Source organism: Shewanella sp. SM74, assembly GCF_025653725.1.
Taxonomy (GTDB): Bacteria; Pseudomonadota; Gammaproteobacteria; order Enterobacterales; family Shewanellaceae; genus Shewanella; species Shewanella oncorhynchi.
Genome location: NZ_JAKKRZ010000021.1, coordinates 45,755 through 58,465, shown reverse-complemented (window position 1 = coordinate 58,465; position 12,711 = coordinate 45,755). Strand labels below are relative to the sequence as shown.

General features: G+C 44.8%; 16 protein-coding genes. All 16 read right to left on the bottom strand.

Translation table 11 applies throughout. The annotated features are described in order from the left end of the window. Nucleotides 1-13: 13 nt before the first annotated feature. The 16 genes from L5M49_RS18685 to L5M49_RS18610 all read right to left on the bottom strand — a co-directional run bounded on the left by L5M49_RS18685 (nt 14) and on the right by L5M49_RS18610 (nt 12,671). The gene (locus L5M49_RS18685; protein ID WP_226060185.1) at nt 14-514 is read right to left on the bottom strand and encodes a hypothetical protein; all 501 of its coding nucleotides are present in this window, start codon (nt 512-514) and stop codon (nt 14-16) included. A gap of 91 nt (nt 515-605) precedes the next feature. Then, a complete protein-coding gene (locus tag L5M49_RS18680; protein WP_037429953.1) occupies nt 606-1,043 on the bottom strand; it encodes a hypothetical protein in 438 nt (145 codons plus the stop codon). A 69-nt stretch (nt 1,044-1,112) separates the two neighbouring features. Continuing rightward, entirely contained in the window at nt 1,113-1,337 is a 225-nt protein-coding gene (locus L5M49_RS18675; RefSeq protein WP_037429954.1) for a 2Fe-2S iron-sulfur cluster-binding protein, read from the bottom strand. A 512-nt stretch (nt 1,338-1,849) separates the two neighbouring features. Then, nucleotides 1,850-2,278, bottom strand: a complete 429-nt coding sequence (locus L5M49_RS18670) for a hypothetical protein (RefSeq protein ID WP_263176874.1) — start codon at nt 2,276-2,278, stop codon at nt 1,850-1,852. Between the two features lie 101 nt (nt 2,279-2,379). Beyond that, nucleotides 2,380-3,753 (bottom strand): DNA cytosine methyltransferase, encoded by a 1,374-nt coding sequence (locus L5M49_RS18665; RefSeq protein WP_263176875.1) that lies wholly within the window; start codon nt 3,751-3,753, stop codon nt 2,380-2,382. A 128-nt stretch (nt 3,754-3,881) separates the two neighbouring features. Beyond that, nucleotides 3,882-4,169: a hypothetical protein gene (locus tag L5M49_RS18660; protein ID WP_140907540.1), complete on the bottom strand. Its 288-nt coding sequence runs from the start codon at nt 4,167-4,169 to the stop codon at nt 3,882-3,884. A 121-nt stretch (nt 4,170-4,290) separates the two neighbouring features. Further along, the gene (locus L5M49_RS18655; RefSeq protein WP_011711533.1) at nt 4,291-4,725 is read right to left on the bottom strand and encodes a hypothetical protein; all 435 of its coding nucleotides are present in this window, start codon (nt 4,723-4,725) and stop codon (nt 4,291-4,293) included. Between the two features lie 111 nt (nt 4,726-4,836). After that, the gene (locus L5M49_RS18650; protein WP_011711534.1) at nt 4,837-5,202 is read right to left on the bottom strand and encodes a hypothetical protein; all 366 of its coding nucleotides are present in this window, start codon (nt 5,200-5,202) and stop codon (nt 4,837-4,839) included. Between the two features lie 39 nt (nt 5,203-5,241). Further along, nucleotides 5,242-5,445 carry a hypothetical protein gene (locus L5M49_RS18645; protein ID WP_263149195.1) on the bottom strand — a complete coding sequence of 68 codons (204 nt, stop codon included), beginning with the start codon at nt 5,443-5,445 and terminating at the stop codon, nt 5,242-5,244. A gap of 263 nt (nt 5,446-5,708) precedes the next feature. After that, nucleotides 5,709-6,140, bottom strand: coding sequence for a hypothetical protein (locus L5M49_RS18640; RefSeq protein ID WP_259563904.1), 432 nt, complete (start codon nt 6,138-6,140; stop codon nt 5,709-5,711). Nucleotides 6,141-6,467: 327 nt separating this feature from the next. Next, nucleotides 6,468-6,770: a hypothetical protein gene (locus tag L5M49_RS18635; RefSeq protein ID WP_140907539.1), complete on the bottom strand. Its 303-nt coding sequence runs from the start codon at nt 6,768-6,770 to the stop codon at nt 6,468-6,470. A 145-nt stretch (nt 6,771-6,915) separates the two neighbouring features. Beyond that, nucleotides 6,916-7,935: a toprim domain-containing protein gene (locus tag L5M49_RS18630; RefSeq protein WP_086904913.1), complete on the bottom strand. Its 1,020-nt coding sequence runs from the start codon at nt 7,933-7,935 to the stop codon at nt 6,916-6,918. Between the two features lie 189 nt (nt 7,936-8,124). Beyond that, nucleotides 8,125-9,876 (bottom strand): hypothetical protein, encoded by a 1,752-nt coding sequence (locus L5M49_RS18625; RefSeq protein WP_263266617.1) that lies wholly within the window; start codon nt 9,874-9,876, stop codon nt 8,125-8,127. Between the two features lie 82 nt (nt 9,877-9,958). After that, a complete protein-coding gene (locus tag L5M49_RS18620; protein ID WP_011711538.1) occupies nt 9,959-10,933 on the bottom strand; it encodes an AAA family ATPase in 975 nt (324 codons plus the stop codon). A 96-nt stretch (nt 10,934-11,029) separates the two neighbouring features. After that, entirely contained in the window at nt 11,030-12,097 is a 1,068-nt protein-coding gene (locus L5M49_RS18615) for a DUF3150 domain-containing protein (protein ID WP_011711539.1), read from the bottom strand. Nucleotides 12,098-12,275: 178 nt separating this feature from the next. Next, entirely contained in the window at nt 12,276-12,671 is a 396-nt protein-coding gene (locus L5M49_RS18610; RefSeq protein ID WP_011711540.1) for a hypothetical protein, read from the bottom strand. Nucleotides 12,672-12,711: the final 40 nt, after the last annotated feature.

Below are 12,711 nucleotides of genomic sequence, written 5' to 3'. Positions count from 1 at the left end.
GTCGTTTTACACTTTAGTGCAGATCTTGCTTGATTAAATCCACCATCAGTTTATTGCCTGCATACTGAAAATAATCGAGCCAACCTGCCACTGAAAACGATTCAAAACTGGGAGTGTTCCATAGTCCCCAGATATTTAAATCGCATCCACGCTTAATAATATCCTCCAACTGACCGTGCGGTTTCCGGTGAACAATATTAAGCATTTTTTCAATTGAGATCGGTTCTATCGATGATTTCCCGTCATCAATTGAGATTAAATAAGGGCTTGTGGGGTAACCTGCATTGTGCCAAAAGCTCACATATACAGGGTTTACGCCAAGTCCCACAGGGATTAACACCGAACCGCCTTCGCGCAGCTGCCACAAGAACTGCTTGATACCTTTGTCAGCAAACCTTGTAAGCGTTTCGAGATCGACCTTTAAATCATCTTTATAGACAATCGGCAGGTTTAATCGATTCGATTCAGATGTCATAGAAGCGAAAACAGTATTAATTTCTGATTCGTAATTCATGGTGCTCACTCCAAAATTTAAATGGGTGAACGCCCTAGGGTCGTTTCACCCTAGGGTCTTTGTAACGGCGTAACCGTTTTACATTGTTAAGTTAAAAAATCGAGATTATCGAGATTGCAAAACCTATGGTGCCAAGAACAAGACCTATTGCGCCCATTCGCATAGAAATACGAATGTTTAAGTCTTGATGATCCCAAAAATGTTTGAAAATCTCTAACTGCGTCGAATCAGTCACCTTTAAATTGACAGGATTAGTATGCAGCTTTAATCCCAACTGCTGAATCCCGTCGTAATCTATCGCTATCTGATTCTTCGTTAGTGAAAGATTTCCCGAATTACCCATTGCATAGCGCAGGATCCAGAACCCATTGTCGAGGTTTTGGATCGTAACTGGCTTTTTACGCATAAATCGCTTAGTAAGCACTTGACGGCGAGAAGGACTACTGACGATGTTATAATTGCACATTCGAACAATCCCCATACCACCTTCGTCTTCCTCTGTTAATCGAATAACTTTATCTACTTGCATAACTCACTCCGAATGGATTAAGAGTGAGCAACCCACAAGGGTGATTGCTCACCCAAGGGGTAATAGAAATTAAACTTCTAAGGTCACGTCAGTATGTGCTATTGCACAACACACAAGCACATGACCGGCTTTGACGCTAACTGGCTCTTCTTTATAGCTTACAACTCCATTAACTAATTTGGTGCTGCAAGCCCCGCAGTAACCGCTTCGGCATTCAGTAAAAACAGAAATACCTTTAACTTCAAGCTGCAAAAGAAGAGTGGAGTTATTATCTGACTCAATTGATATAAGCATGACTTGCTCCTTTTAAAGTAAGCCACACCCGTCGGGTAAGGTCTTACCCGATAGTTATTAATCGTGACTAAAGATCGTTGATGAAACAGATGTGCCGGTTGTATTCCGATTGGTACGTAAGCTCGTCAGGGGCGTTGACGTAAACCACGTCCCCTTCGGTGTAAGTGCATAACATGAGAGATTGAGGGTTAACCCATAATCCTTGGTACTCGTCGCAATACTCCCGCTCCCATCCACTCTTAAGTGAGGACTCAAAGTTTAATGAGCCGCCGAACGGCCAGAAATCTCTGACCATCGTAGACCCATACATACTTAACTCCGGTTTTGCTCTGCCCTTTTGGATACGCTTCTTAATGAGTCGGCGTAACCATCGTTTCTGAGCAATCTCCTTACTTGAGATGTATTTCTGACCTGTTTTTCTGAACCAATACAGGTCGCCATCGATATTTTTTAACGACTCATTCAGCTCGTTAATGTTTAACAATGACGTTTTCTTGTTTGCATGAGAGTTATTAAGCATGTGCTAATCTTCCTGCGTTTTGACCGAAGCTCACAATCCCGTTCCAGCTAACTTCTTCAGTGAGTGGCAATGGCATTGCTTGAGGTTTCGAAGACATCGCATAGCAGAACTCAATAAGCCCGATGTCATCACGGCTAATTGACTTCAATGACGTTGGTTTTGCTTTCGCAATACGGAAGCCCCAGAAGCACAAATTCATGAGTTCTAGTTCATCCTGAATCTCAAACGGAAGTAGGTTCCCTTCGAGTTTCACGGTCTCAACAGCTGCAAGTCTCACGTCGCCTGATTGTTTTATCTCATATAAACCAATGTGATAAACATAGAGCTTAGGGCGACGGTCAATTTCAATCCCCTGTAAAGTGGCATAGGCCACGATTTTTTTAGTGCTTGTTTCCCAGGCACCTACTACTAAATTTTCCATATCTCACTCCAAATTTAAAAAATGCCCGTAAGGCATAAACAAAAAAAGGGGGAGTTATGGCCCGGAGGGGCAAACTCTCCCCCAAGGGTTAAATTTTGATGTTAAGCTGCAACTGCAGTATTAACGGTATTGGTTAAAAGCGTTGTTCCTACTGATTGCATCAAGTCTTTAAAAGCAGGGTATATCACCGATTGCCCAAGGATTTGATGCGCCAGTGTGTCAGACAATCCCTGAATGACTTCAACGGGGATCCCCTTCACGCGGCAATGCTCAACCGGTGTGAACAATCTTGATAACGCGGAGTCAACTGGATTGATGATGAATGGCTCAGTGCTACGGCATTTCGCGTAGTCCTTGCCTATCACACCACAGCCATCGGAATCTGCTGTCAATAACTGACGAGCAAACCCCTTACCTGCCGCTTTATCGCGATCTTCCTTCGCTGCTAGATAATCAAACGGCTTGTACCTGTCGCTGTCGTCCGACACCGCCTCCAAAATATGCCCTAGACTGGGCTCTGGAAAGCAAGATGGCGTTAGTGAATCGATGTCAAACTCTGACACATCAATTCCCGACGACACAGCGACAACGGCTAAGCGTTTACGACGTTCTAAAACCCAGCGGCCACCATCTAATGTGGTTTCGTGGAGGTTGTACCCCAACGAACCCAGCACAGACCTGATGACTGTCATTGATGAAGTATTGGCGTATTCGACCACATTTTCTATCAAGATAATCGCCGGATTTAACACTTGCGCGAACTGAAGAAACGAGAAGAACAAAGCGCCTGCCGAATCGTGAGATTCTGCGAACTGGAGCTTCAGTTTACTTCGACCGCTTTTTGATGCACCGACGCAAGGGATACCCCCTACTAGCACATCGACCTCCATATTGCATTGCTGCAAGTTCACATCTTGAACCGGAGACTCAATCACAATAGAACTGCTATCCCACAACTCTGGATTGTTGGTCAGGCTCGAATCGAGGTACTGGGACTCTAGCTCAACAGCGACAGCTATTTTGCTGGAGATCCCCGCCGACTCTAATCCATGATGGACAGCCTTATCTAACACGCCACCGCCATGGAATAACGAGGCCACTTTCAATGACTCACCATTTTGCAGGCGTGACATTAATCGTGATTCCCGACTCTTAACCCGCTCAGATTGATGATGCGCTGAGATAATGATTACCCCTGCTTTAATCAACACTCTGAGTTTGCTAATGCCTTCAAAAACCTCTGTAATCGCTTTACAGGTTAAATCGATAATGGGTGTGATATTACCGTTTTTACTGCGACGGCTTACGGTGTACTTACCCTGTTCATCTGCCGCTAAGCGGATTTCATTTCCGTTTGCGTGAATAGTGTAATTTCGACCTGCATCCCACCCTTCTCGTGATAGCTTGGAACCCTCGACCCACACGCGAGCGCGGCCTTTGGAATCTCCAATTTTAGTATTAATGATTGTTGCCATGTGACTCACTCCATAAATGCCCGTAAGGCATAAAACAAAAAAGGGTGAGCTATGGCCCTAGGGGACATTACTCACCCCAAGGGTTAAATTTTGATGTTAAGCTGCAATGGCAGCATTAACTGTCTAGGTTAAATTGCTAGTGAAGCTAAAAAGCGGTATATCGCGCTAAAGACGATAGATATAACTGCCACTTTGAGGATGTAATTGAAGTTGAAACTTGCCTTAACAAGCTGATTCAATAGCACATACGAATTAACGACCCCAATTAAAACGATTAAATCCTCTTTGGTTGCATTAAAAAGCAGTACATATCCAAAAAGCCCAGTTATTAAAAAAGAAGCATCGAGAATCGCAAAAAAACGCTGCTCTCGACGATCTATAATCTCGCTTTTACTGCCACCTTCTAATTTACTCATAGCGTGTCCTCACTACTGATTAAAGGTACACGCAGCCCAAAGGCACTTGTGTACCCTTGGGGGTTAAATATCGACTACAAAGGCTCTTTCACTAAGCGGCGCTGGGCTCGCTTGAAAGGTGTCAAACCATTGTTGTTTCGAATTTACGCATTTCGGCTTGAATCAATTTAAGATTTTCATAAATCGAAGCGGCTAATAATGCAGTGCGGGAGGCATTCTGATGAAACTCCAATATCCTGTCTTGATTGACCACCTTCTCTGCATCTTGAAGATGCTCCGAAGATGCCCAATTCATAAGGGATATGTAATCATCAAAGTCTGCTCTCATTATGATGTTGTTCAGGTTCTGGATTGAATTAACTAATCCAAAACCTGTCAGGTTTTCTATATCATCTACAACGATGACTTGAGACCCTTTTACATAAAGGATGTCTTCCATCCCCTTGTAAAACAGCACGATTGTTTGACGCTTTTGGTTTATCAATACGTCCAAATGTGGTGCCGTCAAAGCCACAAGTTGTTTTGCTTCTTTGAAACTGATTTTCTGTAATTGCATGACTCACTCCAAAATTTTAGAAATGCCCGTAAGGCATTAAAATAAAAGGGTGAGTCTGCCCCATGGGGACAAAACTCACCCCCAAGGGTTTAAAAATCAAATTCGATAAGGTTACAGCACTTCCTGTACTCGCAAATAGAGGTCTCTAACGCGATTTTTAGGTATGGTACCGATGATCACTTGTTTGCCATCTTTGACAAAGTATTCCGGTGTCACAGGAACCCAGCGAGTTCTTCCGAGGCAAAATTTTGTATCTTTGTCTAATTTTTCCATCTCGTGACTTCTAAAAGTGAGCTCTCCCCGGTGGTTTTCGTCCACTCGTTGACTTGTGCCGTAAGCCAAGCGCAACTGTGTACCAGACGGGTCTGCATCAACAACTAAAACAGGACGGAATTTGGGGCCTGGCCGATTAGGATGTTCATCCGAAGGGAACCAGGCAAATAGAATGACCCCAACTAGGGCCGTAGGGTTACTCATAGGAACCTCGACCTAGTTGTAGGAAATAATTTGATTGAATTATGGTTTGCTGAATACCCCATTTCTCGCTAAGAAATCCTCAATGGACTCTCCTGCGATCGATGGCGAACAGTCACTCTGCATTCCTGCTGAAACGAAACGTAGAACCAATTGCTCAGTTGTAATACCGAGCTGAGAAGCTTTGGCCTCCAATTCTGCAAGAAGAGTGTCACGATCATCAAATCGAATTGTGATTGATGGCATGTTAGATACTCGTATAAAAAGTTTACTTGAGCATCGTAGCACGTTCTGTTGTAACATGAATATTCTCCTGTGGAACAACTAAACATAATTAGCTAACTCAAAAGATTCTTGAGCCATTTTCAGTGAAGTGGCATCAATCACCCTTGCTGAGTTCTCACCATCACAAATGAATTTTTTCATAGCGGATACCTATAAAGTTAATTAAAGGGAATCCGCCCTAGGGCAAAATTCCCTAGGGATGGTTAATCTATGTTGATTTATATTTATGCGGCTTCTCGAATGTAAGCACCAGAAGTCCAAGCGCTTGTCGCGATTCGGAATTCATATTGCTCACTTAACTCATCGAAAAGTTTTGTACTTGCAGAAGCATGATGGAAAAGAGCCAAAGGATTAAATTCCCAAGGTTCTGACCAATTCGCTTCTTTGATTTGTACGCTGATAGCGATGTAGCTACACCAGCTGGTTAACAGCACTTTATAAAAGCCGTTTTCAGCGATAATTTCTCCATCTCTAGTGCGAACATTAAATGTTGGCTCAGTGAATGATTTCGGTAAAAGAGACTGAACTGTCTTTTTTACGTTCTCAATAAACCACTGAGTCTCGTCGTGCAACTCCCAAGGTTCCCAAGCTTCATCAAATGGTAATTCGATATGTACGGTACTTGCGTTTGCTAGACAAAAATGACCTGCGCCCATAACTCACTCCTAAAAATTAATTAGTAAAAAAGTAAAATGGTGCGCAGGCCTTGAGGCTATGCACACCTCAAGGGGGTTGGCTTTAAGCGGTACTTAAAGCATTGTTAGACCTTAACGTAGGTTCGACGGGCTTTCGCCAATACATGACCGCAGTACAAGAATCATCAAGTACATTAGTCATGCAAAATCCAACTGTATTTAAAGTAGTCGATTTACGACGGTCTTAAACAAGGTTGGAAGGGTTGCTCGGTTAGCACTGAGGCCGTTACCGAGTAGTCATCAAAGTTGGCCACTCGGTAACGGCCCCGCGTTGGCAGGGCTTTGGAATTAACTATCAAAGGGAACCCTGATAGTGATACCTGCGGGGGGTGACTTCCGGCTAAGAACGTATCCAAGCACTTCACCGCAATCGGTGTGAGAGCTTGTGATCATTCGCTCACCGTCTGTCTCAATGAACCGCCATACGCTACAGGATTCCTCCTTTTTCACGCTGGGGTGCAGGTAGTTTTTTCCGTTGATGTGGATTTCTTCTCCTGTAGATTTCTTGCTCGGTTTCGGCTGAAACTCAAGGAAAAAGCTCACTTCATCAACGTAGTTCGTTGGGCAGTTTGGAAAGCCGTTTTGACTCATATTCACTCCATTAGTTTATAGAGTGAGGGCTTCCCATTGAGGGCTTTCGCCCTCGCTGTGTGTGGTATTTAGGTGTTCATCTCAAAGTAGACTGTTATTAATCCACTTTAAAATGAACACCTTTTGTAAGGTATTCATTTACGACTCAAGCCGCTGTCGGTTTTGATAGTTGATTGTATTCATCAAGCCAATCAATGCCTTTCGAACCCGCTGGTATTGCTTGCTTGGGGAAAAATACCCGAGCCTCAACACCATGCGATTCTAACCGCTTCCTGAGATTTTCCGCTGCCGCCTGACCTGCGCCAGAAACGTCTTTATCAGCAAAAATGCTGACTCGTTTTACACTCGATGGAATGTGAACAGCTTCTAACAATCTATCGCTGTAACACGCCCACGTCGGTAAACCGGACATCTCTCGCACTGCCAGAGCAGTCTCAATGCCTTCAGCAACAGCCAAGTGTTCCCCAGGATGATAATCAAGGCGGATAGCTCCACCTCTTATATCACCTGGTGGCGACATAATTTTTTTTACGTCTTCCACATTGGCCTTATTACCTTCGGGTGTCAGGTAGATCCGGTGCAATGTCAGGGGCTTGCCTTCTTTATCGAAATAAACGCCTAACATCGCTGGAGTCCAGCTTTTCACCAATTTCCCATCGACATTGCTGACGTTCAGACACGATTTAATTCCGCGCAGTGTATTGGGTAAGTCAGATACATCTAAACCGCGTTTAGACAGATAAGCCTTCACATAATCAGCTTCCATTGCGTGAACGGATTTTGACCACACCTTGCGTAATGACTCGGTACGTTTTGCAACATCTTCCGGAGGTAATGTGTACTCGGCAGGTTTGCTAGAACCCGATGCCACGTACTCAGAATCTAATTTCAGATTAGCCAAACGACTGATTTCATCGCAGGCCTTCATCTTCGGTAGATCAAGTACGTATGCCACCGTATCTATCACATCCATGTAACCAACCCCGTTGAGGTAAGTTGAACCATTGGATGCAATTCGAAACACGGTTGTCCCACTCCCCGTCCGAGGATCAGGTACTTGAGATGGTTTCTTGCGTAGCGCTTCGCTGAGCGCCGGAATTTTGCCGTAAATATCTAACGGATTAACGCTAGACCGAATAGCTTGGATTTTTTGTATTGCGTCCATAAATGCTCCTTTACTCAGGGGATCTTTGATACCCACTAACTAGAGAACGCATCAAAGATCCCCCGAGGGAAATCTAGGACGAACACACAGAGAGAGCGATTGCAGGGAAGCAATCAAACTGCGTATTCATGCGCTAAATGGCGCACTTCTCCCTAGAGGGGAAGTACGCCCCTCTAGGGATTTAAAGTGTTAAATGTGTTGCTTAAGCAACTGCATTAACTGTTTCGGTAACTCGTTGACGTGGTCGATACAGGCTACTTTAAGGTCTTTAAAACCAGTAAACCTTACGTCCACCTGACCAATGATGACAGGCAAAACCACAACGCCATGCTGAGCTAACCAATCGAGAGAACCAACCACTTCCTGCGGAACGTCCGGTTGACCATCGGTAATCACAAACATCACCTTTTTTTGCGATGACTGTAAAATGAGCTTGCTGCCCATTTCCATCATCGCACTTCCAGTACTTGTGCCGCCGAGCTCTACATATGGCAAAACCGAAGGTGTCTTCTTCAGAGCAAAACCTTTTAGCTCCAGATAAAAATCACCAAACAACGATAATGACGTCAAAACACCACTCTGTTTTTCAAGAGCCTGTGTCATTGCCATTGCCGCCTTTGTTGCTACATAAGAGCGGTATGTGTCGTCCCACGGATACCCCATAGAACCTGAAGCATCAAGCAACACACCAACTGAAAGGTTTGCCGCAATATCACGACGGATATTTTTAGCGCCAGGATTCCCCAGAAAAGCATCGACCAACCGATCCTCGTCTAACTCCCCAAACTGTGTCACGCCGGATAATTTCATGTTTCGTTGTCGGAACATGACCTTAACAGCATTGGCGACAGCGCCATTCACCTGCAGATTTGCCGCAGGGAAAACATTGCTTGGATTACCACGCAGCAACTCTTGCACTGTGTAAGGAACGACTTTGATTGGTTCAGGAACACGAGAATAGTTACTCATATCTTGCTGATATCGGTGAGCCTCTAACAGTTTGCCAACGTCCAAGTCCTCGAAGGATTGCTCCAAATCGATTTCATTGAACCCTTTGCTATTGCTAAGAGCCTTCCCGCTAGTATTGCCGTTGCTTTTACCTTCAGCATCACCTTCAGCATCACCTTCAGCATCACCTTCAGCATCACCTTCAGCATCACCTTCAGCATCACCTTCAGCATCACCTTCAGCTTCACCTTCAGCTTCACCTTCAGCATCACCTTCAGCTTCAGCTTCAGCTTCAGCTTCAGCTTCAGCTTCAGCTTCAGCTTCAGCTTCACCTTCACCTTCAGCTTCACCTTCAGCTTCACCTTCAGCTTCACCTTCAGCTTCACCTTCAGCTTCTTGCTGATTAGCCTGTTGCATTGCCGCAAGCTCTAACAGAAGGTTTTCTGCCAACTCACGCACTTCTAAGGTGTCTTTCGCCGTTTGTGCAAGCTGTGCGTATTTCAAACACAACTTATCAAGCTCCAGTGTTACCCAATCAAATCCAGCTAATGCTGGTTTGATCGCAGTAATCCCGTTTTCAAGGTTTCCGACTAGAAGTACGTAATACAAAATGTCGTCGAGACAGTTTGTAAACTCACGCTTGGTAATGATGTCTACCAATATTCTTCGGCTTGATTGATAAGACTGTATTGCGCCAGGAAATTCCCTGATATTGCGCAAGTCGATTCTTATGTCCTCAAGCACGTTGATTGCGTTTTTCAACGCTGTACTGGTCTGCTGCATGACGTTTCCGATTGCACTGAAGTTGGTGTGATTGAGATGGGCCGACTCGTGAAGTAACGAGCAAACCATCTGATCCCACGGGCCAACCCCAATGACAATTCTTTTACCGTTGGTGTAAGAACTGCCACCAGCAATCGTGACGTTAACGCCTTTGCGAGTTAACGCATTCGACAGCATCGAGAATGACGCTTGTTCAGTATTTCTTTTCATTTCTCACTCCAATTGCACCCGTAAGGTACAAAAAAATGGGGTGAGAAAGCCCTTGGGGGCGTACTCACCCCCAAGGGTTAAATTAAGCATTCGCAGCTGTTAGCGATTGCGTAAACATTTCAGCTAAATGCAGCTTGCCCAACTCATTAAGCGCTAGACGCTCTTCAGGAGTTGAAGCGGCTGTAAACACAATCTCAAACACCTCCTGCATCGTGAAGTCAGGCAACAACTCCCACATTACCGCCCAATCAACTAAAACACGAGTTGATAGTGCTGATTGAATGCAGTGCTGAGAATTGCCGTTGACAGCATCGGTGTTCATCGCATCACGTACCGTTTTGGCAAATTTCGCCATCGCAAGACGAATACGATAAGACAGCTTAGTCATATCACCGAGAATATCTGTATCCACAGAAATTGCTGGATATTCAAAGCCAATCCAAAGGAAGCGACGTTTAACCGCCTCGTCCATATCGGATGAAATAGAACCGTAACGGCCAGACATGTCGGCTATACCTGGGGTCTGACACGTTGCAATTACTCTAAAGAGCGGGTGAGGATTTACCACCTCGCCAGTTTTCTCAATCGCAAGAGGTTTGCCCTCGAGGATTGGGTGAAGACTAGCTAGCAGGTCGAATGAGCCTTTATCCAGCTCGTCCAGCAACAGAATACCGCCTTCGCGATACGCTTTGACCACCACGCTCTCTTCAAAAACGGTTTCACCATTTTTGATACCAATGTTGCCCTTCAGCGTTTCGGGGCGCATGGTTTCACTCACGGATACTCGGTGCAGAGATAAGCCAAGAGAAGCCGCAAGAAACGCGACAAACTCCGTTTTACCCGTACCTGTTTCGCCATAACAAGCCAGTGACATGTTACGACTCTTTCCGAACATCCAAGTCAGCGCAATGAGCAAATTACGCTCGTTTGGTCTGTACTTGGGGTTCACTTTTGGCACGTTAGCCATACCTTCAAAAACAGCGACCATTTTACCGCTTAAAGTTGGGCATAATGGGAATACTGTTGCACCGGATACTTGTTTAGCTTTAATAGACATAACTCACTCCAAAATTTTAGAAATGCCCGTAAGGCATTAAAATAAAAGGGTGAGTCTGCCCCATGGGGACAAAACTCACCCCCAAGGGTTTAAAAATTAATTAAAAAACGCAGCAAAAGCGGCATCTAACTCGGCACTTAATTCCGAGTGCTCCACTTCTTCAGTCACTTTTGCCGTTGTAACTTCCGTTTCACCACTGTCTTCTGTGGATCCGCGTAACGCATGTAGCAACTGAGCGACATCTTCATCAATCTCAGCCATAGGCTCGTTAACAATTTCAGGCTCAACCATCGCTTCCAAGCCTAGTTCGTCGTATGACGTTAACAGAGTTTCAAGCGCGGTTTTGTTGCTTAATGACGTTAGTAACAGCCGTAACAAACCTAACGATTTGCTATCCAGTTGCCCATTCTTAGGGAACGAGTTGCGCATCTCATTGAGACATGCCGCAAGTCCGACCCAAGTATCAGAAAGAAAACTGAAGTTCGCCGCCTTTGCTTCCATATCAGCAAGGAATGAAATTGCCTTTTGACCAATCACGTCGCCGCGACCAATCTTATTCAACACATCCTCTGACAAATCCGCAAATTCTTGAAGCAGCTTTTTATCCAAGTGAGTATCAGCAGCAGCCGATTCATCATCGGACATAGAACCGATAACGATAGACATTGGTGGGCTCATGCTCATATAGAAGCGTGATTCCACGTCACTGACAGTAGGCGCATCACGGCGAATGAATCTTGCCGCTTCAGGATGTGCCGCACACTGGTTATCCAGCAGCTCTTCGTAATCTTTCACGAAGGCTTCTGCTTCCTCATTAAAAGCACGCTGAATTGCTTCAAAGCGAATTTTTAAGGTATCGAACTCACTCTCAGGGACTAACCACCCACCCCAAACAGGAATGCCAGCAGTATCCATGAGTCGCTTAGCTCTCATGTAATATTTACTGACGAATTTGAGGGCTGATTTATCAACCAAGAACTTACGAGGCTTCTCTGTGACTTCTGACACGTCCCCACCTTGATCATCAAATACCTTTGATGATTTCTCTGACTTCTTGCCCGAAAAGGACGAGAAATCTAAAGACAGATGGAGACCTTTTTGGCCTTGCAATGAAGCAATTTTGGCCTGACGTGCAGCGATGTTACCTGCGGTATTAAATTTCATGACTCACTCCAAATATGCCCGTTAGGCATAAAAAAAGGGTGAGTCTGCCCCGGGGGGACAAAACTCACCCCAAGGGTTAATAAATTGATTTGTTCACCAGCTGCAGCAGTCAAACTCCGTTAGCGTTTTATGGCTCGGATTCTACTGATGCAATTGGATATGCTGGAGCGATACTGACTCAAAATAGTGCCAATGATTCGCCCCAAGAAATAGTCTGCCAAACGCCTTCGCCATTTCGCAATTGCGATTGCTGCTTAGTGCGTTTTTTAGACCAAGTTTCGTTGTTGAGCTTTATTCTGGCATTGACGATTTCAACTGGGTCAACGACGTCTAAGACACCATCCCTCAGTAAATCACAATCTAAACCAGCATAACGACAAGCAACTAGAAACTGCTCTGAAAACACCCAGTCAAGAATGTCTTCCGCTTCAGTCACCGAATCTCTCAGTAACTCCAGATTTGCAGAAATGATTCCGTCCCAAAAAGCGCGACATTGTTCAGCGCTCCAATCAACAGATTCATGAATGCCTAATTCACCCAACGATTTCTCGCGGGTTTGATATTTTTTAGCCATACCCACTCCAAATAAATAAGTTGCGGGTACGGCCCTTTAG